Consider the following 23,278-nt stretch of genomic DNA (forward strand, 5'->3'; position numbering starts at 1 on the left):
ACTCGTGACGAGTGTTAGGAGTGCGCGGGCCAGCGCGAAGGCCGCGGGACCACGCCCGACCGGCGGCGTGCCAGGGGCCCGTCAGCGACCGCCAGTGGCCGTCCGTACCTGCCGGCGCCTGTTCGTACTTGTCGGTACTTGTCTGTGTCGCCCGGTGCCGGCCCCACCGCGTCAGCGGCCCCTGCGCGCCCCGCGTCGGCGGCGTGGCCGCGGTGTGCCGCGCGCCCACGGGCTCTCGTACGCGGTGGCACCGGGCCCGGGCCGGCGCGCTCGCCGACGCCGCGCGCCCCGGGCCGACGGCGGTCCGGGGCGCGGCTGGTGCGGGACGGTCTTGGTGTGCGGGTGTGCGGGTGTGCGGGTGTGCGGGTGTGCGGGTACGGCGGGTCGGCCGGGCGGCCCAGGTGTCGATGGGCGGACCGGGGCGCGTCAGCGGAGCGTGCTCTGGTGGTGGCGCCAGCCCAGCCACGCCGACTCGACCATCTCCCGTACGTCGTACCGGGCCGACCAGCCGAGTTCGGTGGCGATCCGCTCGGCGGAGGCCACCACCCGTGCCGGGTCCCCGGGCCTTCGGGGCGCCACCTCGGCGATCGGCCCCGGGTGGTCGGTGACCTCCGCGACCAGTTCGGCCATCTCCCGCACCGACACCCCGCGGCCGGTGCCGATGTTCACGGTCAGATCGCGCGGCGCGGTCAGGCCGGTCAGCCAGCGGGCCGCGGCCAGGTGGGCGTCGGCCAGGTCGGCCACGTGCACGTAGTCCCGTACGCAGGTGCCGTCCGGTGTCGGGTAGTCGTCGCCGAAGACCAGCGGGGCCCGGCCGCTGGCGATCCGGTCGAAGAACATCGGGATGATGTTGGACACCCCGGTGTCGGCGAGTTCGGGGTCGGCCGCGCCGGCCACATTGAAGTACCGCAGACAGGCCGTGGCCAGGCCGTGCGTCGCGCCCGCCGCCCGCACCAGCCACTCGCCGGCCAGCTTGGTCTCGCCGTACGGGTTCATCGGCTGGCACGGGGTGGCCTCGGTGACCAGGTCCACGTCCGGCATGCCGTAGACGGCGGCGGACGAGGAGAAGACGAAGGCCCGCACGTCCGCGGCGACCGCGGCGTCGAGCAGCACGGCCAGGCCGTGCACGTTCTCCTCGTAGTAGCGGATCGGCTGGGCGACGGACTCCGCCACCTGCTTCCTCGCGGCCAGGTGCACCACGCCCGTCACTGCGTGCTCGGCCAGCGCCCGGGCCACCAGCTCCCGGTCCAGGACCGAGCCGCGGACCAGCGGCACGTCGGCCGGCAACCGCTCGGTGACGCCCGAGGTCAGGTCGTCGACCACCACCACCCGCTCACCGGCCGCCCGCATGGCGCGTACGACATGCGCCCCGATGTATCCGGCACCGCCGGTGATCAGCCACGTCATGCCCGCACCCTACCGACCGGAAATCGGCCGCCTGAGCGAAGCGGCGTTTGTCGAGCGCGGCGGGCATCGACCATGATGATCGCTACAGGCCAATCCGTCGTTCACTCGATCGTGAAGTGAATGTGCGGTGAACAGCCTCCGTCGGTGATCCGATAGCCTCTGCCGACGTCCTGCCCGCCGCCCGCCGGTCGGGGCAGGTCACGACCGCTGCCCGGACATTCCATGAACCGGCCGTGAACCGGCGCGACCGTGCCAGTTGCCAAGGAGTGAGTTCGACTGTCGACCGCCATTGTGACCGGTGCGCCGGTCGTCGGCTCGTCCGTCGTGGACGACCTGCGGACACTCGGCTTCGACGTCCGCCCGGTGGCCGACGCCGCCGACGCCGCCCGTGAGCTGGCCGCCGTCCCCGCGCAGCAGCGCGTCGCCCTCGTCGACGGCCGCTTCACCGGTCATCTGCACGCCCTGCGGCTGGCCCTGACCGACCCCCGCTTCCCCGCCGCCGCCGCGCCCGGCGCGCTGACGGCGCAGCCCGCTGCCAGGCCGGCCCTGATACGCGCCCTCGCGGCCCGCGCCGCGGTACCCGCAGGACCCGCCCGGGCCGCCGCCCCGCCCCACGGGACCGCGCCGGGCGGCGCCATCGAGCCGCAGACCGCGGCCAACCTGCCCGACCTGCTCGCCGCCGACCTGGCCGCGGACGAGGTGCCCGTGCACCACCCCGAACTCGGCGTGCTGGTCGCCACCGTCCCCGCCGACGACGCGGCCCGCGCCCGGGCCAGGGCCGCCATCGCGGACGTCGACGAGGAGCAGGTGCGGCTGCGCAGCGCGGTCAAGGCCCGTGACGGCTTCTTCACCACCTTCTGCATCAGCCCGTACTCGCGCTACATCGCCCGCTGGTGCGCCCGCCGCGGCCTCACGCCCAACCAGGTCACCACCGCCTCGCTGCTGACCGCGCTGGTCGCGGCCGGCTGTGCGGCCACCGGCAGCCGGCCCGGCTTCATCGCCGCCGGGCTGCTGCTCATCGCCTCCTTCGTGCTCGACTGCACCGACGGCCAGCTCGCCCGCTACTCGCTCCAGTACTCCACGCTCGGCGCCTGGCTGGACGCCACCTTCGACCGGGCCAAGGAGTACGCGTACTACGCCGGCCTCGCCGTGGGCGCGGCCCGCATGGGCGACGGCGACGACGTGTGGGCGCTGGCGCTCGGCGCGATGGTGCTCCAGACCTGCCGGCACGTGGTCGACTTCTCCTTCAACGAGGCCAACCACGACGCCACCGGCAACAACAGCCCCACCGCCGCCCTGTCCGACCGGCTCAACAGCGTCGGCTGGACGGTCTGGGCCCGCCGCATGGTCGTACTGCCGATCGGCGAGCGCTGGGCCATGATCGCCGTGCTCACCGCGCTCACCACCCCGCGCATCACCTTCTACGCCCTGCTCGTGGGCTGCGCCCTGGCCGCCTGCTACACCACCGCCGGCCGGGTGCTGCGCTCGCTGAACCGCAGGGCCGTCCGCACCGACCGGGCCGCCACCGCCCTCGCCCAGCTCGCCGACTCCGGCCCGCTGGCCGAGGCCGTCGCCCGCGGCCCCTGGCGAAGCGCGGCCGGCCTGCGGTTCGGCGCCCCGCTGCTGGCGGCCGTCGGCACCGCGCTGCTCGTCGGCTCGCTGTGGGCGGGCCGGCCGGGCGCCTGGTGGCCCGTGCTCGGCGCCGCCGGATACGCGCTCTGCGCCGGCCTGGCCGTCGCCCGGCCGCTCAAGGGCCCGCTGGACTGGCTGGTGCCGCCGCTGTTCCGGGCGGCGGAGTACCTGACCGTCCTCGTACTCGCTGCGCGCTCGGAAGTGAACGGAGCGTTGCCCGCTGCTTTCGGTCTGGTGTCCGCCGTCGCCTACCATCACTACGACACGGTGTACCGCATTCGCGGCGGCACCGGCGCGCCGCCGGCCTGGCTGGTGCGGCTGACCGGCGGGCACGAAGGACGGGTCCTGGTGGTCACGGTCGGCGCAGCCCTGCTGCACGGCACCGGTCTCACCATCGCGCTGACGGCACTCGCTGTGGCCCTGGCGCTCGCGGTGCTCATCGAGAGCATCCGCTTCTGGGTCTCCGCCGGAGCACCCGCTGTACACGACGAATCAGGAGAACCCGCATGATCGGCCTCGTGCTGGCGGCAGGCGCCGGGCGGCGTCTGCGCCCCTACACCGACACCCTGCCCAAGGCCCTGGTGCCCGTGGACCCCGCGGGCGAGGGCACGACCACCGTGCTCGACCTCACGCTGGGCAACTTCGCCGAGGTGGGACTCACCGACGTCGCCGTCGTCGTGGGCTACCGCAAGGAAGCGGTGTACGAGCGCAAGGAGGCGCTGGAGCGCAAGTACGGCGTCCGCCTCACGCTCATCGACAACGACAAGGCCGAGGAGTGGAACAACGCCTACTCCCTGTGGTGCGCCCGCGAGGTGCTGAAGCAGGGCGCCATCCTGGCCAACGGCGACACCGTGCACCCGGTCTCCGTCGAGAAGTCGCTGCTCGCCGCCCGTGGCAACGGCCAGAAGATCATCCTCGCGCTCGACACGGTCAAGCAGCTCGCCGACGAGGAGATGAAGGTCATCACCGACCCGGCCAAGGGCGTCCAGCGGATCACCAAGCTGATGGACCCGGCCACCGCCACCGGTGAGTACATCGGCGTCACGCTGATCGAGCCGGAGGCCGCCGACGAGCTGGCCGACGCGCTGAAGACCACCTTCGAGCGCGACCCCGACCTCTACTACGAGGACGGCTACCAGGAGCTGGTGAACCGCGGCTTCACCATCGACACCGCCCCGATCGGCGACGTCAAGTGGGTCGAGATCGACAACCACGACGACCTCGCCAAGGGACGTGAGATCGCGTGCCAGTACTGACCCGGCTCATCCCCTCACCGGTCGTCGTCGACATCAGGTCGGGCGCCCTGGAGGACCTGGCCGGGCTCCTGGTCGACCAGCGGATCTCTGCGTCGGGCAAGCTCGCCATCGCCATCAGCGGTGGCTCCGGCGCGGCGCTGCGCGAGCGGTTCGCGCCGGCGCTGCCCGGCGCCTCCTGGTACGAGGTCGGCGGCGGCACGCTGGACGACGCGATCAAGCTCGCCGACGCCATGAAGTCCGGCCGCTACGACGCGGTGGTCGGCATGGGCGGCGGCAAGATCATCGACTGTGCGAAGTTCGCCGCCGCCCGCATCGGCCTGCCGCTGGTCGCCGTCGCCACCAACCTCTCGCACGACGGCCTGTGCTCGCCGGTGGCCACGCTCGACAACGACGCGGGCCGCGGCTCGTACGGCGTGCCCAACCCGATCGCCATCGTCATCGACCTGGAGGTGATCAGGGAGGCCCCGATCCGCTTCGTGCGCTCCGGCGTCGGCGACGTGATCTCCAACATCTCCGCGGTCGCGGACTGGGAGCTCTCGCACCGGGAGACCGGCGAGCAGATCGACGGCCTGGCCGCCGCCATGGCGCGGCAGGCCGGCGAGGCGGTGCTGCGGCACCCCGGCGGCTGCGGGGACGACGAGTTCCTGACCGTACTGGCCGAGGGCCTGGTGCTCACCGGTATCTCGATGTCGGTGGCCGGCGACAGCCGCCCCGCCTCCGGGGCCTGCCACGAGATCAACCACGCGTTCGACCTGCTCTACCCCAAGCGCGCCGCCTCGCACGGCGAACAGTGCGGCCTCGGCGCCGCCTTCGCCATGCACCTGCGCGGCGCGCACGAGACGTCGGCCCTGATGGTCGACGTCCTCAGGCGGCACGGGCTGCCCGTGCTGCCCAGCGAGATCGGCTTCACCACCGACGAGTTCGTCACGGCGGTGGAGTACGCGCCGCAGACCCGCCCGGGGCGCTACACGATTCTGGAGCACCTGGGGCTCTCCACCGACGAGATCAGGGACGCATACGCCGACTATGCCAAAACCGTCAGTAGCTGAACTCCGCCCGGTCGTCCACCCCGAAGGCGTGAAGGACCGGCGCAGCGGTGAGCACTGGGCCGGACGCCTGTACATGCGAGAGATCTCGCTGCGGTGCGACCCGTACCTGGTGAACACCAGGATCACGCCCAACCAGCTCACCTACCTGATGGTGCTGGCCGGCATCCTGGCCGGCGCCGCGCTGCTGGTGCCGGGGCTGACCGGGGCGCTGCTCGGCGCCCTCCTCATCCAGCTCTACCTGCTGCTGGACTGTGTGGACGGGGAGGTGGCGCGCTGGCGCGGGCAGACCTCGATCACCGGGGTCTACCTGGACCGCATCGGCCACTACCTGTCGGAGGCGGCGCTGCTCGTCGGCTTCGGCGTCCGGGCGGCCGACGTCTTCCACCAGGAGGGCGACTCGACGAACTGGATGTGGGCCTTCCTCGGCACGCTCGCCGCGCTCGGCGCCATCTTGATCAAGGCCGAGACCGACCTGGTGGACGTGGCCAGGGCGCGGAGCGGACTGCCCGCGGTCAAGGACGAGGCGGCGACGCCGCGCTCGTCGGGGATCGCGCTGGCCCGCAAGGCGGCTGCGGCGCTGAAGTTCCACCGCCTGGTCGGCGGCGTGGAGGCGTCGCTGGTCATCCTGCTCGTCGCGATCTTGGACCTGACCCGCGGCGACCTCTTCTTCACCCGGCTCGGCGTCGCCGTGCTCGCGGCCATCGCCCTCGTGCAGACCCTGCTGCACCTGGTGTCCATCCTCGCCTCCAGCAGGCTCAAGTGAGCGCCACCGCCGGGCTCACCGTCGGCGCGGTCATCCTGACCATGGGCAACCGCCCCGACGAGCTGCGCGCCCTGCTGGACTCGGTGGCCCGCCAGCGGGGTGCGCCGGTGCAGGTCGTCGTGGTCGGCAACGGCTCGCCGCTGCCCGCCCTGCCGGCGGACGTACGGACCGTGGAGCTGCCGGAGAACGTGGGCATCCCCGCCGGCCGCAACGTCGGCATCGAGGCGTTCGGGCCCGGCGGCCGGGACGTGGACGTGCTGCTCTTCCTCGACGACGACGGGCTGCTGCCCGGCGAGGACACCGCCGAGCTGTGCCGGGCGGCGTTCGCCGCCGACCCGGCGCTCGGCATCATCAGCTTCCGCATCGCCGACCCCGACACGGGGGAGACCCAGCGGCGCCACGTGCCCCGGCTGCGCGCCGCCGACCCGATGCGCTCCTCGCGCGTGACCACCTTCCTCGGTGGCGCCAACGCGGTGCGCACCCGGGTGTTCGCCGAGGTCGGCGGGTTGCCCGACGCCTTCTTCTACGCGCACGAGGAGACCGACCTGGCCTGGCGGGCGCTGGACGCCGGCTGGATGATCGATTACCGGTCAGACCTGGTGCTCTTCCATCCGACGACGGCTCCGAGCAGGCACGCCGTCTACCACCGGATGGTGGCCAGGAACCGGGTGTGGCTGGCACGGCGCAATCTGCCGCTCCCGCTGGTGCCCGTATATCTGGCGGTATGGATGGTGCTCACGCTGGTCAGGAAGCCCTCGGGGCCGGCGTTGCGCGCGTGGTTCGGCGGGTTCAAGGAAGGCTGGACGACGCCCTGCGGCCCGCGACGGCCGATGAAGTGGCGTACGGTATGGCGCCTGACCCGGCTGGGCCGACCTCCTGTGATCTGAGAAGCTCTGGTCTGAGAGCATCGGGCGCGATCCTGGGCAGGGCCCCGGCAGCGCACCTTGAGGACGAAAGTGTCAACTGTGAGCGAGACTACGCACGACAGTGTGGTCGCCATGACTTCCCCACCATCCCCCGACGACGGGCTGACCCCCGCCGAACTGGCCCGCAAGTACGGCCTGTCGGTGAGCGGCGCCCGGGTGGGGCTCGGTGAGTACGTCCAGCAGTTGTGGGGCAGGCGCCACTTCATCTTGGCCTTCTCGCAGGCCAAGCTCACCGCCCAGTACAGCCAGGCGAAGCTCGGCCAGCTCTGGCAGGTGGCGACCCCGCTGCTCAACGCCCTGGTGTACTTCCTCATCTTCGGCCTGCTGATGGGCGGCCGGGGCGGCATGAAGAACCACGACTACATCCCGTTCCTGGTCACGGGAGTCTTCGTGTTCACCTTCACGCAGACCTCGGCGATCGCCGGCGTACGGGCGATCTCGGGGAACCTGGGCCTGGTGCGGGCGCTGCACTTCCCCCGGGCCGCGCTGCCCATCTCGTTCTCGCTCCAGCAGCTCCAGCAGCTCCTGTTCTCGATGATCGTGCTGGCCATGGTGCTGGTCGGGTTCGGGCACTACCCGGACATGTCCTGGGTGCTGATCGTCCCGGTGCTCGTCCTCCAGTTCGTCTTCAACACCGGTCTGGCGATGGTCATGGCCAGGCTCGGCAGCAAGACGCCCGACCTGGCGCAGCTGCTCCCCTTCATCACCCGTACCTGGCTGTACGCGTCCGGCGTGATGTACAGCATCCCGGCCATGCTGGAGAAGAAGGACGCCCCGCAGTGGCTTGAGGACGTGCTCCTCGCCAACCCGGCGTCCGTCTACATCGACCTGATGCGCTACGCCCTCATGGACGACTACCCCGCCGCCAACCTGCCGCCGCACGTGTGGCTGCTGGCGCTCGGCTGGGCCGTGCTGGCCGGCGTGGGCGGGTTCCTGTACTTCTGGAAGGCAGAGGAGCAGTACGGCCGTGGCTGAGCAGACCCCCGAGCAGACGCCCGCCGACCAGCGGCCCACCGACCAGCGCCCCACCGTCATCGCCGACGACGTGCACATCGTCTACCGGGTCAACGGAGGCGCCCGCGGCAAGGGCACCGCCACCGCCGCGCTCAGCCGCATCGTCGGCCGGCGCTCGTCCCCCGGCATGCGTGAGGTGCACGCGGTGCGCGGGGTGACCTTCGTGGCCTACCGGGGTGAGTCGATCGGGCTGATCGGCTCGAACGGCTCCGGCAAGTCCACGTTGCTCAAGGCCGTCGCCGGCCTGTTGCCCACCGAGCGCGGTCACGTCTACACCGACGGTCAGCCCTCGCTGCTGGGTGTGAACGCGGCGATGATGAACGACCTGACCGGTGAGCGGAACGTCATTCTCGGCGGTCTCGCCATGGGAATGTCGCGCGAACAGGTCCGCGAGCGGTACGACGAGATCGTCGACTTCTCCGGCATCAATGAGAAGGGCGACTTCATCACGCTGCCGATGCGCACCTACTCCTCCGGCATGGCGGCCCGACTGCGTTTTTCCATCGCCGCGGCCAAGGACCACGACGTGCTGATGATCGACGAGGCGCTGGCGACCGGGGACCGGAAGTTCCAGAAGCGCTCCGAGGCCCGCATCCGTGAGCTCCGCAAGGACGCCGGCACGGTCTTCCTGGTCAGCCACAACAACCGGTCGATCCGGGACACCTGCGACCGGGTGCTGTGGCTGGAGAAGGGCGAGCTCCTGATGGACGGTCCGACCGATGAGGTCATCAAGGCGTACGAGAAGGAGACGGGCCGGTAATCACCCCGCCCGACCGGCGCCCGCCCCGCGTTCCGACGCGTGGCGGGCGCCTTTTCTTGTGCCGATACCCAGTTTTACCGGCCGATGTTCATAAGACTTATCTAGGGTTTTACAAATAGACGACAAAGCGCTGGCAGTAACCGGAAAGAAACATTCGGGATGGCGAAGTAGAGGGCGTGCGGCACATGCTGTGCGCTATCACTTCATGTGCGCTGTGTTGTGTGCGCGATCGCGGGCCCGTAGTGTGCTGCCGCGCTGCTCCTTGCGGTCTTTCCCGGTTTTCTGGGAGAGCCTTTCCGGTGCGTTCTGTTCCATAGTTCAGCCGGGCGGGGGCGGTCGGGGCGGTAAATAGAGGGCCGTCGGTGCCGCGCGTGGCGCGGTGCCGGCACCACGCGGCGGCCACGGGGGGCGATCCGCTGGCCGGGCGTGCTGACCAGTTCGAACGTGGGGCGTGCTCGTACGTGTGCGGTTCGCACGCGAATACGCCGGGCGTAGGGAGGGCGTATGTCGCAGGGAACAGTGCCGGTTGCAGCGTATTCGCGTCGTGAACGACTGCGGATCGCGACCATTCAAGAGATCAAGGATGTTGCTCGGGAGTTTCTCGTCCAGGACGGCCCTGGCAATGTAACGATTCGCGCCATTGCCCGCGAAATGGGCATGACGGCGCCCGCCGTGTATCGCTACTTCGCCAGCCGCGACGAGCTGATCCAGGAGATACGGCGGGACATCTTCGGCGAGATGGGAACCCATCTGCACGCCGTCATCGAGGCGCTTCCCGACCGGGCGCCGGCGAGTGAACTCCTGACCGCGGGGCGTGCGCTGCGCCGCTGGGCGATCGACCACCCGCACGAGTTCGGGCTCATCCTCGGCCCCTGGGGCCCCAGCGAGGGCGGCGTGCTCGGTCGGGCCGAGCGGGAGGCCAGTTGGCGCTTCGGGTCGCTGTTCGCGGACCTGATCGCCCGGATCTGGCACACCCGGGGCTTCCCCGCCCCGGACCCGGCCTCGCTCGACCCGGAACTGGTCGGCCAGCTCGCCGCGCTGCGCCAGGAGTACCAGGTGGACCTCCCGGTGGAGGCCCTGGCCATCATGGTCCGCTGCTGGGTCAGGCTGTACGGGGTGATCTCCATGGACGCCCTGGGGCACCTGGCGTTCGCGCTGCCCAACGGCGACGCCTTCTTCGAGCGCGAGCTCCAGGACCTGGCCACCGTCCTCGGCATCGAGGAGTACTACCCGACGCTCCAGCCGTTGGCCGGCTGACGCCGCGCCGGGGGCCGGCGGCCCTGCCAGGACCTGACGGCCCGGCCCACTGCGCCGGCTCACCGGACCGGCCCGGAGCCGTCCGGGCCGGTCCGGTCGGGTCGGGTTGCACGGGGTTGGTCCGGGTTGGGTCGAGTGGGGTCGGGTTGGGTTGGACGGGCGGCGGCGGGTTGGACGTGTGGGGTGAGGTCGGGCGTGGTGGCGGGCTGGCGTGTGGTGTCGGGTTGGTCCGGACCACTTGGGTTGGTCCTGTGCCCCGGGTTGCTCCCCGCCGCGCGGGCCGGCCAAGCCGGGTTGGGTTGCTCCCGGCCCGCGGCCCGCTGCGGGGGCCCGCCGCTGCGGCGGGCCCGGTGCGGCGCTGGGTGGGTCGACGCGCTGCCGGCTGGCCCGGTGCGGCGCCGGCCGGCTCGGCCGCAGGGCCCACCCACCCATCGCGCCGCCGGACGGTGCCGGGTGGCTCGGGCGGTGCCGGGTGGCTCGGGCCGGGCGGGCCGGGCCTTCGCGCCGGGCCACCGGTGGGGTTCCCCCGGCTGCCCCGAGCGGCTGTCGCACCGCGCGGCTCGGCGTAGGCTGTACTGATGACCATCCGGACTATGGCGGACATGTGTCCGGTCCCCCGTTCGGGGGTCCGGAGGCCATCTCCTGCGACCTGGGGCGCGGCGTGTCCGCGTCGTGCCGTGACTGATGTGCGGTGTAGAACGGGGGATGTGACGGCATTGGCCACGCGGCCCCTATCCCGCGCCTCCGCAGGTCCAGGCGCCCCGGCCCCCTGTGGCGGCGCCGCGCGCGCCCGTACGCCTGGCTGTCTACGGTGACCCTGGAAGACGAGCGGAGCCAGTCCCATACCACCTCGCGAACCTGGCCAGCAGAGCAGGCCCAGGCGGTGTTGGACAAGGCCGCGGACGAGAATTTCCCCGTCGCACCCTTCTTCCTGCCGCGCGCCTGGCGCGCGGACCTGATGGCGGTCTACGGGTACGCCCGACTCGTGGACGACATCGGCGACGGCGACCTGGCCCCGGGCGGCGGCGACGCCGTCCTGCTCGGGCTCGACCGGTCCCAGGCCGAGGACACCGAGGCGCTGCTCGACGCCTTCGAAGCCGACCTGCGCCGGGTCTTCGGCGACCCCGCACAGTCACCCAGACACCCGCTGCTGCGCGCACTGCGTCCCACCGTGCGCCGGTGCGGCCTGACCCCGGCCCCGTTCCTGGGGCTGATCGAAGCCAACCGGCAGGACCAACGGGTCCGCCGGTACGCCACGTACCAGGACCTCCTCGACTACTGCGAGCTGTCGGCCAACCCGGTCGGCCGGCTGGTGCTCGGCATCACCGGCACCACGACGCCCGAGCGGGTGCGCCGCTCGGACGCGATCTGCACGGCGCTCCAGATCGTCGAGCACCTCCAGGACGTGGTCGAAGACCTCCGGCGGGACCGCATCTACCTGCCGGCCGAGGACATGCGGCGGTTCGGCGTACAGGAGGCGGACCTGCGGAGTACGACGGCGGGCGCACCGGTGCGTGCCCTGATCGCATTCGAGGCCGAACGCGCCCGGGACCTGCTGAATGAAGGGGCACCCCTGGTGGGTAGCGTCCACGGCAGACTCAGACTGCTGCTCGCCGGGTTCGTGGGCGGCGGACGGGCCGCCCTAAAAGCGGTCGCGGACGCCGGCCACGACGTGTTCTCTGGACCGCCCAAGCCCACCAAGCTCAGCCAACTGCGCGAGGTCGGGGCAACCTTGCGAGGAGAGGGGTGAACCAGACCGTGGACGGACCGTCACACATCCCCGCACCGGTGGCTGCCGCGTACCGCTACTGCGAGGCCGTGACCGGGCAGCAGGCCCGCAACTTCGCCTATGGCATCCGGCTGCTGCCCACCGACAAGCGGCGGGCGATGTCCGCGCTGTACGCCTTCTCCCGCCGGGTGGACGACATCGGCGACGGTGCGCTGAGCGCGCCGGCCAAGCAGGACCGGCTGGAGGGCACCAGGGCGCTGCTGCGCCGCATCGCCGACGGTGAGGTGGCCGAGGACGACACCGACCCGGTGGCCGTCGCCCTCGCCCACGCCGCACGCCGCTTCCCGATCCCGCTGGGCGGTCTCGACGAGCTCATCGACGGCGTGCTGATGGACGTGCGCGGCGAGAGCTACGAGACCTGGGACGACCTGAAGGTGTACTGCCGGTGCGTGGCGGGCGCCATCGGCCGCCTGTCGCTCGGCGTCTTCGGCACCGTGCCGGGCGCGGTGGGCGCGGAGCGGGCCGCGGAGTACGCCGACACGCTCGGGCTCGCCCTCCAACTCACCAACATCCTGCGGGACGTTCGGGAGGACGCGGCCAACGGGCGCACCTACCTGCCGTCGGACGACCTGGCCAAGTTCGGTTGCTCGGAGGGGTTCCACGGCAGCACGCCGCCCGCCGGCGCCGACTTCACCGGCCTGGTGCACTTCGAAGCCCGGCGCGCCCGTGGCCTGTTCGCCGAGGGCTTCCAACTCCTGCCGCTGCTCGACCGGCGCAGCGGCGCCTGCGTGGCCGCCATGGCCGGCATCTACCGCAGGCTCCTGGAGCGCATCGCCAAGGACCCCACGGCCGTGCTGCACGGCCGGGTGTCGCTGCCCGGCCGGGAGAAGGCGTACGTCGCCGTGCGCGGCCTCGCCGGGGTCGACGCCCGCACCGTGACCCGGCGGGCGCCCGGGGGGCGCGGTTGATGGTCCGGACGCACGCCCCGCACGCCGCCCGGCCACTCCGTACGCCAGGAATCCCGCACTTTTCCCGCGGCGCGCAGCGTGAGACCCCCGCGAGCGGGGCAACCCTACGGGGCGCAGTGGCGTCCCCCGTCGCAGCCGAGAAAGGGGCGCACGATGACATCGACCACGGACCCTGACCGCCGTTCGCCCGGGGGTCAGAGCGCCGTCGTCGTCGGCGGCGGCCTCGCCGGGATCACCTCCGCGCTCGCCCTCGCCGACGCGGGCGTGCGGGTGACCCTCCTCGAAGGCCGCCCCCGCCTCGGCGGCGCGGCGTTCTCCTTCCGCCGGTCATCGCCGGCGGGCGAGCTCACCATCGACAACGGGCAACACGTCTACCTGCGCTGCTGCACCGGCTACGGCTGGTTCCTCGACCGCATCGGAGCCGGCCATCTGGCCCCGCTCCAAGACCGGTTGGACGTCCCCGTGCTCGACGTGGGGCGCAGCACGCCGCGGCTGGGCCGACTGCGCAGGACCGCGCTGCCGGTGCCGCTGCACCTGGCCGCCACCCTCGCCACCTACCCCCACCTCTCGCCGATCGAGCGGGCGGCCGTGGGCCGGGCCGCCCTCGCGCTCAAGTCGCTCGACCCGTACGACCCGGCCCTTGACACCCTCAACTTCGGGGACTGGCTGCGCCGCAAGGGACAGTCCGCGCGGGCGATCGAGGCGGTGTGGGACGTGGTGGCCGTCGCCACCCTCAACGCCCGCTCCGCACAGTGCTCGCTCGGCCTGGCCACCATGGTCTTCAAGACCGGCCTGCTCACCGAGCCGGGCCACGCCGACATCGGCATCCCCCGGGTGCCGCTCGGCGAACTGCACGACACCCGGGCCCGCGCCACCCTGGAGGCCGCGGGCGTCGACATCGAGCTGCGCAGCCGCGTCACCGGTCTCGACCGCGGCCCCGACGGCCGCTGGGACGTGCGGGTGGAGACCGCGCCGCACGCAGGCACCCGGCTGACGGCCGACACGGTCGTCCTCGCGCTGCCCCAGCAGGACGCGCACGCCCTGCTGCCCGCCGGCGCGCTCGACGACCCGGGCCGACTCCTGAAGATCGGCACCGCGCCGATCCTGAACCTGCACGTGATCTACGACCGCCCGGTACTGCGCCGCCCGTTCTTCGTGGCCATCGGCTCCCCGGTGCAGTGGGTCTTCGACCGCTCCGACACCTCCGGGCTGCCCGCCGGCACCGGCCAGTACCTGGCGGTCTCCCAGTCGGCCGCCCACGACGACATCGACCAACCCGTGTCCCGGCTGCGCGAGCGCTACCTGCCCGAGCTGGCCAGGCTGCTGCCCGCCGCCCGCGGCGCGACGGTGCGGGACTTCTTCGTCACCCGGGAGCGCACCGCGACCTTCGCTCCCGCACCAGGCGTGGGCCGGCTGCGCCCACCCGCCCCCACGAACGCGCCCGGCCTCTTCCTGGCCGGTGCGTGGACCGCCACCGGCTGGCCGGCGACCATGGAGAGCGCGGTGCGCAGCGGGCTGAGCGCAGCCGGCGCGGCGCTCTCCGAGCTCGGCCGGCCGCACCGCAGCCCGCTGCGGGAGGCGGTATGAGCACTGTGACCGGAAACAGAGGAGAAACCGTGACTCCGGCCATCCCCGTCGCGACCGCGAACGTCAGCGCCATGCTGGCCCGCGGTCGCACCCTCGTGACGCCCGTGTTGCGCGAAGCCGTCGAGCGGCTCGCCCCGCCGATGAACACCGTCGCCGCCTACCACTTCGGCTGGATCGACGCCGAGGGCAACCCCGCGGCCGGCGACGGCGGCAAGGCGGTCCGCCCGGCGCTCGCCCTGCTCTCGGCCGAGGCCGCGGGCGCCGCCGCGGAGGTCGGACTGCCCGGCGCGGTCGCCGTCGAGCTGGTGCACAACTTCTCGCTGCTGCACGACGACCTGATGGACGGCGACGAGCAGCGCAGACACCGCGACACCGTCTGGAAGGTGCACGGTCCCGAGCAGGCCATCCTGGTCGGCGACGCGCTGTTTGCGCTCGCCAACGAGGTGCTGCTTGAGCTGGGCACGGTCGACGCCGGCCGGGCGACCCGCCGGCTGACCACCGCGACCCGCCGCCTCATCGACGGCCAGGCCCAGGACATCGCCTACGAGCAGCGGGGGCGGGTCAACGTCCAGGAGTGCCTGGACATGGAGGGCAACAAGACCGGGGCGCTGTTGGCTTGTTCGGTCTCCATCGGAGCGGTGCTCGGCGGCGCCGACGACCGGGTGGCCGACACCCTGGAGACCTACGGCTACCACCTCGGGCTCGCCTTCCAGGCCGTCGACGACCTGTTGGGCATCTGGGGCGACCCGGTGGCCACCGGCAAGCGGCCGTGGAGCGACCTGCGCCAGCGCAAGAAGTCCCTCCCGGTCGTCGCCGCGCTCGCCGCCGACGGGCCCGCTTCCGAGCGATTGGCCCGAATTCTGGCGGCCGACGCCAGCCACGTCGGGAAAACGGATGACATTGCTGACTTCGATGAGGAAGAGTTCGCTAGCCGGGCGGCGTTGATCGAAGAGGCGGGCGGCCGGGAGTGGACCTTCCAGGAAGCCCGCCGGCAGCACGCCACAGCCGTGGCGGCACTGCACGAGGTAGACATGCCCGCAGCGGTACGAGCGCAACTGGTGGCGCTCGCCGACTTCGTCGTCGTACGAGAGGGATGACCAGCAGATGAGACACCGGGGTCTTCTGGAGCACCCCATCAGGCACAGCCACCACACCTAGCTCGCGGTCGCCGGGAGGTGTCGACCGTGGCGCCTCCCGACGCAACCCCAGCACGGCAGAGAACGGACTGCGAAAGGGGAAGCCATGACAGCGACAGCCGTCGAATCGTCCACGACCTTAGCGGCGGCCCGGCAGACGACGGCCAGGGCCGTCGACAACCTGCTGGCACGCCAGGACGAGCAGGGGTGGTGGAAGGGCGACCTGGAGACCAACGTCACCATGGACGCCGAAGACCTCCTGCTCCGTCAGTTCCTCGGCATCCAGGACCCCGCCGTCACGGCGGCGGCGGCCCGCCACATCCGCTCCCGACAACGCCAGGACGGCACCTGGACCACCTTCCACGGCGGGCCGCCCGAGGTCTCCGCGACGGTGGAGGCGTACGTGGCGCTCCGGCTGGCCGGGGACGAGCCCGACGCGCCCCACATGGCCGCCGCCTCCGCCTGGGTCCGCGGCGCCGGCGGCATCGCGGCCAGCCGGGTGTTCACCCGCATCTGGCTCGCCCTCTTCGGCTGGTGGCGCTGGGAGGACCTGCCCGAGCTGCCCCCCGAGCTGATCTACGTGCCCACCTGGGTGCCGCTCAACATCTACGACTTCGGCTGCTGGGCCCGGCAGACCATCGTGCCGCTCACCATCGTCTCGGCCAAGCGCCCGGTGCGGCCGGCCCCCTTCGACCTGGACGAGCTGCACACCGACCCGCTGCGCCCCAACCCGCCGCGCCCGATGGCACCCCCGACCACCTGGGACGGCGCCTTCCAACGCCTGGACCGCGCCCTGCACGCGTACCGCAAGGTCAACCTGCGACCGGTGCGCAAGGCGGCCATCCACTCCTGCGCGCGCTGGATCATCGAACGGCAGGAGAGCGACGGCTGCTGGGGCGGCATCCAACCGCCCGCCGTGTACTCGATCATCGCGCTGCACCTGCTCGGCTACGACCTGGACCACCCGGTGCTGCGCGCCGGGCTGGCCTCCCTCGACCGGTTCGCGATCTGGAGCAAGGACGCGGACGGCGAACCGGTCCGGATGGTCGAGGCGTGCCAGTCGCCGGTGTGGGACACCTGCCTGGCCACCATCGCACTCGCCGACGCGGGCGTGCCGGGCGACCACCCCGCGCTCGTGCGCGCCGTGGACTGGATGCTCGACGAGCAGATCTTCAAGCCGGGCGACTGGTCGGTGCGCCGGCCCGAACTCCGCCCGGGCGGCTGGGCGTTCGAGTTCCACAACGACAACTACCCGGACATCGACGACACCGCCGAGGTGGTGCTCGCCCTGGACCGGGTCGACCATCCGGACCCGGAGCGCGTGCAGCACGCCATGCAGCGCGGCGCCGAATGGAACCTCGGCATGCAGTCGCGCAACGGCGCCTGGGGCGCCTTCGACGCCGACAACGCCAGCCCGTTCCCCAACCGGCTGCCGTTCTGCGACTTCGGTGAGGTCATCGACCCGCCGTCGGCGGACGTCACCGCGCACGTGGTGGAGATGCTGGTCGCCCTCGGCGAGCGCGATGACCCGCGCACCCAGCGCGGCATCGACTGGCTGCTGGCCGAGCAGGAGCCCAGCGGCGCCTGGTTCGGCCGCTGGGGCACCAACTACCTGTACGGCACCGGGTCCGTGGTGCCCGCCCTGACCCTTGCCGGCATCCCCACCACCCACCCGGCCATCCGGCGCGCGGTGAGCTGGCTGGAGAGCGTGCAGAACGAGGACGGTGGCTGGGGCGAGGACCAGCGTTCCTACCGCAAGCGGGAGTGGGTGGGCCGCGGCACCTCCACCGCCTCGCAGACCGCATGGGCGCTGCTGGCGCTGCTCGCGGCCGGCGAGCGGGAGGGCGAGGCGGTGCGCCGCGGGGTCACCTGGTTGGTGGAGACCCAGTGCGCGGACGGGAGCTGGGACGAGCCGTACTTCACCGGCACCGGCTTCCCCTGGGACTTCTCCATCAACTACCACCTGTACCGGATGGTCTTCCCGATCACCGCGCTCGGCCGCTACGTCCACGCGCAGCCGTTCGGGGCGAAGCGACAGGGGGGCTGATGGCGGAGAGTTCCGCCGCACGGCACGGCGGGGTGCCACCGCTGCTGGTGGTCTGCGCGCTCGGCATCGAGCGGCGGGCGCTGCGCGGCGGCGACCGCAGCGCAGCCGCAGGGCCGATGGTGCTGCTGCGCACCGGCATGGGCCCGCGGGCCGCGGAGCGTTCCATGCTGCGCATCCTGGCCGCCGACCGACAGCCACCCGGCGCCCCGCACCCGCCCCACTCGTACGCCCCGCCCCAGCAGGCACCGGACGCGCAGGACCCGTACGGTGCGCCCCGCCCGTACGAGCCGTACGAAGCGCAGGAGCCGTATGACACCCACGGCCCGGGCCGGGCAGCCGGCGGGCCCGGTGGCCGGCGCCCGGCCGCCGTGATCGCCACCGGCTTCTGCGCCGGGCTCGTCCCCGGTATGCACCCCGGCGACCTGGTCGTCGCCGACGAGACCAGGGACGCGTCCGGCGCCACCGCCTGCACCGGGGCCGACGTGCTGGCCAAGGCGCTCGCCGAGCTGCCCCGCCGGGCCCGGGGCGCGGCGCCGGCCGTGCACGTCGGCCCGGTGGCCGGCTCCGACCACGTGGTGCGCGGCGTCGAGCGGGCCCGGCTGCGGGCGACCGGCGCGCTGGCCGTGGACATGGAGTCAGCGGCCACGCTGCGTACCGCGGTCGACGCCGGACAGCGCCCGGTTGCGGCCGTCCGGGTGATCGTGGACGCTCCGGAACATGAGCTGCTGCGCATCGGCACCCTCCGCGGGGGAATATCCGCCTTCCGGGTACTCCGCTCGATCCTCCCTGCTTTCTGCCAATGGCACCGTTCTTTACCGCTCTCCAGGAGGTGAGCTAGATGGCCATGCCGCTCCGTCAGACCATCCGGGTCGGGACGTATCTCTTTGAACAGAAAGTGATCAGGCGGCGCGAGAAGTTCCCGCTGATCGTGGAGTTGGAACCGCTCTATGCCTGCAACCTCTCCTGCGAGGGGTGCGGCAAGATCCAGCACCCGGCCGGCGTGTTGAAGCAGCGGATGCCGGTGGCGCAGGCGGTCGGCGCCGTCCTCGAATCGGGTGCGCCGATGGTGTCGCTGGCCGGCGGCGAACCGCTGATGCACCCTCAGATCGACGAGATCGTACGGCAGTTGGTGCAGCGCAAGAAGTACGTGTTCCTGTGCACCAATGCGGTGTTGCTCCGCAAGAAGCTCGACAAGTTCACCCCATCGCCCTACTTCGCCTTCACCGTGCACATCGACGGGTTGCGCGAGCGGCACGACCAGTCGGTCGCCAAGGAAGGCGTCTTCGACGAGGCGGTGGCCGCGATCAAGGAGGCCAAGCGGCGCGGCTTCCGGGTCACCACCAACTCGACCTTCTTCAATACCGACACCCCGCAGACCATCATCGAGGTGCTCAACTACCTCAATGACGACCTCCAGGTGGACGAGATGATGCTCTCGCCCGCCTACGCCTACGAGAAGGCCCCCGACCAGGACCACTTCCTCGGCGTCGATCAGACCAGGGAGCTGTTCCGCAAGGCGTTCGCCGGCGGCAACCGGCGCCGCTGGCGGCTCAACCACAGCCCGCTCTTCCTGGACTTCCTTGAGGGCAAGACCGACTTCCCCTGCACGGCCTGGGGCATCCCCAACTACTCGCTCTTCGGCTGGCAGCGTCCCTGCTACCTGATGAGCGACGGATACGTGCCCACCTACCGCCAGTTGGTGGAGGAGACCGACTGGGACAAGTACGGCCGGGGCAAGGACCCGCGCTGCGACAACTGCATGGCGCACTGCGGGTACGAGCCGACGGCCGTGCTCGCCACCATGGGCTCGCTCAAGGAGTCGCTGCGCGCGGCCCGCGAGACGGCGGCCTCCGGCCGGAACTGAGCCCACCGCAGGCCGGACGCCGGGTGCCCGCACCGCACGCCCGGCGCCGGCCACGGGCCGCGGGCCGGCGACAGGGGCGCCCTCTTCCGCCCGGACGGCCCCACCGCCGCTGACCACGGACGGCCCACCACGCCCCGCCCGTGCGGCCGGCGGCACGGGGCAGCGCCCGAGCGGCGCGGGCGGACAACGCACGACAGAAGCGACGCACCCAGGGAAGGGGCACGGGCATGACGGTGGCCGAGCCGACCGGTTTCGACCTCGGCAGACTCCTTGCGGAGCGCGGCGCTGAGCGGTATGAGCTGCACACCAAGCACCTCAACCACCAACTGCCGCGGATGCTGCACACCATCGGCTTCGACAAGGTCTACGAGCGCGCCGAAGGCGCCTACTTCTGGGACGCAGACGGCAACGACTACCTGGACATGCTCGCCGGGTTCGGCGTGATGGGCCTCGGCCGGCACCACCCGGTGGTCCGCAAGGCCCTGCACGACGTGCTCGACGCCGACCTGGCCGACCTGACCCGCTTCGACTGCCAGCCGCTGCCCGGGCTGCTGGCCGAGCGGCTGCTCACGTACGCCCCGCACCTGGACCGGGTCTTCTTCGGCAACAGCGGCACCGAGGCGGTGGAGACCGCGCTGAAGTTCGCCCGCTACGCCACGCGCCGGCCCAGGGTGCTGTACTGCGCGCACGCCTTCCACGGCCTGACCACGGGCTCGCTCTCGGTCAACGGCGAGGACGGCTTCCGCGACGGGTTCGCGCCGCTGCTGCCCGACACCGCGGTGCCGCTCGGTGACCTGGCCGCGCTGGAGCGGGAGCTGCGCCGCGGGGACGTGGCCGCGCTGGTGGTCGAGCCGATCCAGGGCAAGGGCGTGCACGCCAGCCCGCCCGGCTACCTGCGCGCCGCACAGGACCTGCTGCACCGGCACAAGGCGCTGCTGATCGCCGACGAGGTGCAGACCGGCATCGGCCGCACCGGGGACTTCTTCGCCTACCAGCACGAGGACGGCGTCGAACCCGACCTGGTCTGCGTGGCCAAGGCGCTCTCCGGCGGCTACGTGCCGGTGGGCGCGACCCTCGGCAAGGACTGGATCTTCAAGAAGGTCTACTCGTCGATGGACCGGGTGCTGGTGCACTCGGCGAGCTTCGGCTCCAACGCCCAGGCCATGGCGGCGGGCCTGGCCACCCTCGCGGTGCTGGAGCAGGAGGAGATCGTGGCCCGCACCCGGCGCACCGGCGACCTGCTGCGGGAGCGACTGGCCGCGCTGGTGCCGCGGTACGAGCTGCTGCACGAGGTGCGCGGTCGTGGGCTGATGATCGGCATCGAGTTCGGCCGGCCCGACTCACTGCGGCTGCGCAGCCGCTGGACGATGCTCCAGGCGGCCAGGAAGGGCCTCTTCGCGCAGTTGGTGGTGGCGCCACTGATGCACAGGCACCGCATCCTCACCCAGGTCTCGGGCGACCATCTGGAGGTCATCAAGCTGATCCCGCCGCTGATCATCGGCGAGCCGGAAGTGGACCGCTTCGTCACCGCGTTCACGGACGTGATGGACGACGCGCACGACGGCGGCGGCCTGCTGTGGGAGTTCGGCAAGACCCTCGTCAAACAAGCCGTCGCCAGCCGATGACCACCGGCGGCCCCGGGCGGCGCGCGCCGGGCGGCAGCCACCGTACGGGCCCGCCGGCGCGCACCGGGGGACCGGTGCCGGCACCGACGCCGGCACCCCGCGCCGCGCCGGCGGGTGGCCCGAGGCGGGGTGGTCGAAGCCGGGGCGCCGGTGGCTCGGGCGGCGGCGGGCCGGGTGATCCGGGTGGCCGGGGTGTTCCGGGCCCGGCCGGCGCGGCCCGCCCCCGCTCAGTCGGTCAGCAGCCTGGTGCGCAGCCTCTCGCGCAGTTCGGGGGCGAGCCCGAGCCCCTCCGTGAGATAGCGCTCGGTGTCGCCCCAGGTCTCCTCGATGGTCTCGAAGGCCGCCGCCAGATAGCTGGCCCGGGCGTCGAAGAGCGGGCCGATCAACTCCAGCACCTCGGGCGACATGGCGTCCGCCGCATCGCTGTGCCGGCGCACCTTGTACCTGCGGTGGGCCGCCGCGGACTTCAGGTAGTCGGCCTCGATCGCCTCCGGCGTGACCCCGACGGCCAGCAGCGTGACGGCGATCGAGAGCCCCGCCCGGTCCTTGCCCGCCGCACAGTGCATCAGCGCCGGCACGCTCTCGGTGGCCAGCGCGGTCAGCACCCGGGCGTGCTCGGCGGTGCGGGTGGTGATGATCGTGCGGTACGAGGCGATCATGCGGCCGGCGGCCTGGCCTTGGTCGAGCGCGGCGCGCAGTTCGTCCAGGTCGCCGTGGTGCACCATGGCCCAGAACTCGGCCCCGTCGGCCGGGTCGGTCAGCGGGATGTTGACGTTGCGCACCCCGGGCAGTGCGACGTCCGGGCCCTCCACCTTGATGTCGGCGGCGTTGCGGAAGTCGAAGACGGTGTGCAGGCCGAGCGAGGCGAGGAAGGCCGCGTCATCGGCGGTGGCGTGGGCGAGGTGCCCGCTGCGGAAGAGCACGCCGGGGCGTACCTGCCGACCGTCGACCGTCGGCAGACCGCCCACGTCCCGGAAGTTCCTGACCCCGGTCAGCGCTGGTTCGGTGTGGTCGGGGTGGGGGGAGGCGTGGGAGATCTGCTGGGTCACGGGCTGCTCCTCGGTCTGGTGCGGCTGACGGGGCCGACAGGGCTGACAGGAGGCGCGCACCGACCTCGCCGTGCGACCTCCTGCGCCCATCATTTCCGCCGGGTCGTTCGTTGTCATCGCCGACGCAGCGCTTATTCCAGCTTTACCTATGAGATCAAGTGGGATGAATCACCCCACGTCAAGCCCTGGTTACGGTGGCGTAGGTCACTTCAGTCGGAGGAGGATGTGTGGACGTGGCAGCCGATTCGAAATCCAACAACCGTGACGCGTTCGAGTCGTACGCAGCCGTCGGGGACAGCTTCACCGAAGGCGTCGGTGACCCCGGGCCCGATGGGGCCTTCATAGGCTGGGCCGACCGGCTCGCCGTGCTGCTGTCCGACCAACGCGCCGAACACGACTTCCGCTACGCCAACCTCGCCGTCCGTGGACGCCTCCTCGACCAGATCGTGGCCGAGCAGGTCCCTCGCGTCCTTGAGCTCGGGCCCGAGCTCGTGACCTTCTGCGCGGGCGGCAACGACATCCTGCGCCCCGGCAGCGACCCGGACGACGTCGCCGCCCGCTACGAGGCCGCCGTCGCCCAGCTCACCGCGTCGGTGGGCACCGTCCTGGTGTGCACCGGCTTCGACACCCGCGGCGTGCCGGTCCTGCGCCACCTGCGCGGCAAGATCGCCACGTACACGGCGCACGTACGGGCGATCGCCGACCGCTATGACTGCCCGGTGCTCGACCTGTGGTCGCTGCGGTCCGTACAGGACCGGCGCGCCTGGAGCGAGGACCGGCTGCACCTGTCGCCCGACGGGCACACCCGGATCGCGCTGCGCGCCGCGCAGGTGCTCGGCCTTGAGGTGTGCGCCGACCCCGACCAGCCGTGGCCGCCGCTGGCCGTGCGGCCGGCCGCGGAGGTGCGCCGGGACAACATCCACTGGGCGCGCGAGCACCTGGTGCCGTGGATCGGCCGCCGACTGCGCGGCGAGTCCTCCGGCGACCACGTCGAACCCAAGCGGCCTGACCTGCTGCCGCTCTGACCCGAGCCGTACGGACCGGCCCGGGCGGGCCCTCAGGGGGCGAGTGCCCGGGCCGCAGCCCGGCGCCGTACGCATCCGTGGCGTACGCATCCATGGCGGATGGTCCCGCGTACGCGCGGCGCGCGGCCGTCGCCGCGGCGGGACCGCACAACATGCCGCTGCCCGCCGGTGAAGGCGGGCAGCG

At 72.3% G+C, this 23,278-nt stretch carries 19 protein-coding genes; 17 read left to right on the forward strand and 2 right to left on the reverse strand.

Annotated elements, in window-relative coordinates:
• Positions 1-426: 426 nt before the first annotated feature.
• Entirely contained in the window at positions 427-1,407 is a 981-nt protein-coding gene (galE, locus tag ACMA1D_RS12355) for a UDP-glucose 4-epimerase GalE (protein WP_414723960.1), read from the reverse strand.
• Between the two features lie 276 nt (positions 1,408-1,683).
• Here galE and ACMA1D_RS12360 point away from each other — a divergent pair, with 276 nt between their 5' ends.
• The 16 genes from ACMA1D_RS12360 to ACMA1D_RS12435 all read left to right on the forward strand — a co-directional run bounded on the left by ACMA1D_RS12360 (position 1,684) and on the right by ACMA1D_RS12435 (position 21,020).
• Complete coding sequence (locus tag ACMA1D_RS12360) at positions 1,684-3,549, forward strand: DUF5941 domain-containing protein (protein ID WP_414724051.1); 1,866 nt, start codon at positions 1,684-1,686, stop codon at positions 3,547-3,549.
• Entirely contained in the window at positions 3,546-4,295 is a 750-nt protein-coding gene (locus tag ACMA1D_RS12365) for a sugar phosphate nucleotidyltransferase (RefSeq protein WP_414723961.1), read from the forward strand. Before ACMA1D_RS12360 ends, ACMA1D_RS12365 begins: the two co-directional genes overlap by 4 nt.
• Positions 4,283-5,344 carry an iron-containing alcohol dehydrogenase family protein gene (locus tag ACMA1D_RS12370; RefSeq protein WP_349993306.1) on the forward strand — a complete coding sequence of 354 codons (1,062 nt, stop codon included), beginning with the start codon at positions 4,283-4,285 and terminating at the stop codon, positions 5,342-5,344. Before ACMA1D_RS12365 ends, ACMA1D_RS12370 begins: the two co-directional genes overlap by 13 nt.
• Entirely contained in the window at positions 5,322-6,107 is a 786-nt protein-coding gene (locus ACMA1D_RS12375; protein ID WP_349993305.1) for a CDP-alcohol phosphatidyltransferase family protein, read from the forward strand. The genes ACMA1D_RS12370 and ACMA1D_RS12375 overlap by 23 nt, the downstream gene beginning before the upstream one ends.
• 41 nt (positions 6,108-6,148) lie before the next feature.
• A complete protein-coding gene (locus tag ACMA1D_RS12380; protein ID WP_414724052.1) occupies positions 6,149-6,994 on the forward strand; it encodes a glycosyltransferase family 2 protein in 846 nt (281 codons plus the stop codon).
• Positions 6,995-7,072: 78 nt separating this feature from the next.
• Entirely contained in the window at positions 7,073-8,008 is a 936-nt protein-coding gene (locus ACMA1D_RS12385; protein WP_414723962.1) for an ABC transporter permease, read from the forward strand.
• Positions 8,001-8,807, forward strand: a complete 807-nt coding sequence (locus ACMA1D_RS12390) for an ABC transporter ATP-binding protein (RefSeq protein WP_414723963.1) — start codon at positions 8,001-8,003, stop codon at positions 8,805-8,807. Before ACMA1D_RS12385 ends, ACMA1D_RS12390 begins: the two co-directional genes overlap by 8 nt.
• Before the next feature lie 504 nt (positions 8,808-9,311).
• On the forward strand, positions 9,312-10,064 hold the full coding sequence (locus ACMA1D_RS12395; protein ID WP_414723964.1) for a TetR/AcrR family transcriptional regulator: 753 nt from the start codon (positions 9,312-9,314) through the stop codon (positions 10,062-10,064).
• A gap of 883 nt (positions 10,065-10,947) precedes the next feature.
• Positions 10,948-11,814 (forward strand): squalene synthase HpnC, encoded by an 867-nt coding sequence (hpnC, locus tag ACMA1D_RS12400; protein WP_414724053.1) that lies wholly within the window; start codon positions 10,948-10,950, stop codon positions 11,812-11,814.
• Positions 11,811-12,761 (forward strand): presqualene diphosphate synthase HpnD, encoded by a 951-nt coding sequence (gene hpnD, locus ACMA1D_RS12405; protein WP_414723965.1) that lies wholly within the window; start codon positions 11,811-11,813, stop codon positions 12,759-12,761. The genes hpnC and hpnD overlap by 4 nt, the downstream gene beginning before the upstream one ends.
• A gap of 153 nt (positions 12,762-12,914) precedes the next feature.
• Positions 12,915-14,348, forward strand: coding sequence for a hydroxysqualene dehydroxylase HpnE (gene hpnE / locus ACMA1D_RS12410; protein ID WP_414723966.1), 1,434 nt, complete (start codon positions 12,915-12,917; stop codon positions 14,346-14,348).
• Positions 14,345-15,445 carry a polyprenyl synthetase family protein gene (locus ACMA1D_RS12415; protein WP_414723967.1) on the forward strand — a complete coding sequence of 367 codons (1,101 nt, stop codon included), beginning with the start codon at positions 14,345-14,347 and terminating at the stop codon, positions 15,443-15,445. Before hpnE ends, ACMA1D_RS12415 begins: the two co-directional genes overlap by 4 nt.
• A 145-nt stretch (positions 15,446-15,590) precedes the next feature.
• Positions 15,591-17,531, forward strand: a complete 1,941-nt coding sequence (gene shc, locus ACMA1D_RS12420) for a squalene--hopene cyclase (RefSeq protein WP_414723968.1) — start codon at positions 15,591-15,593, stop codon at positions 17,529-17,531.
• Complete coding sequence (locus ACMA1D_RS12425) at positions 17,531-18,364, forward strand: 1-hydroxy-2-methyl-2-butenyl 4-diphosphate reductase (RefSeq protein ID WP_414723969.1); 834 nt, start codon at positions 17,531-17,533, stop codon at positions 18,362-18,364. Before shc ends, ACMA1D_RS12425 begins: the two co-directional genes overlap by 1 nt.
• A 5-nt stretch (positions 18,365-18,369) precedes the next feature.
• Positions 18,370-19,395 carry an adenosyl-hopene transferase HpnH gene (gene hpnH, locus ACMA1D_RS12430; protein ID WP_414723970.1) on the forward strand — a complete coding sequence of 342 codons (1,026 nt, stop codon included), beginning with the start codon at positions 18,370-18,372 and terminating at the stop codon, positions 19,393-19,395.
• A gap of 227 nt (positions 19,396-19,622) precedes the next feature.
• Positions 19,623-21,020 (forward strand): aspartate aminotransferase family protein, encoded by a 1,398-nt coding sequence (locus tag ACMA1D_RS12435; RefSeq protein ID WP_414723971.1) that lies wholly within the window; start codon positions 19,623-19,625, stop codon positions 21,018-21,020.
• Positions 21,021-21,247: 227 nt separating this feature from the next.
• On the opposite strand, the gene ACMA1D_RS12440 is transcribed toward ACMA1D_RS12435, so the two are convergent.
• Entirely contained in the window at positions 21,248-22,069 is an 822-nt protein-coding gene (locus ACMA1D_RS12440) for a tyrosine-protein phosphatase (protein WP_414723972.1), read from the reverse strand.
• A 233-nt stretch (positions 22,070-22,302) separates the two neighbouring features.
• Here ACMA1D_RS12440 and ACMA1D_RS12445 point away from each other — a divergent pair, with 233 nt between their 5' ends.
• Positions 22,303-23,094, forward strand: coding sequence for an SGNH/GDSL hydrolase family protein (locus ACMA1D_RS12445; RefSeq protein ID WP_414723973.1), 792 nt, complete (start codon positions 22,303-22,305; stop codon positions 23,092-23,094).
• Positions 23,095-23,278 lie beyond the last annotated feature (184 nt).

This window comes from Streptomyces sp. 796.1 (assembly GCF_047525675.1).
Taxonomy (GTDB): domain Bacteria; phylum Actinomycetota; class Actinomycetes; order Streptomycetales; family Streptomycetaceae; genus Streptomyces.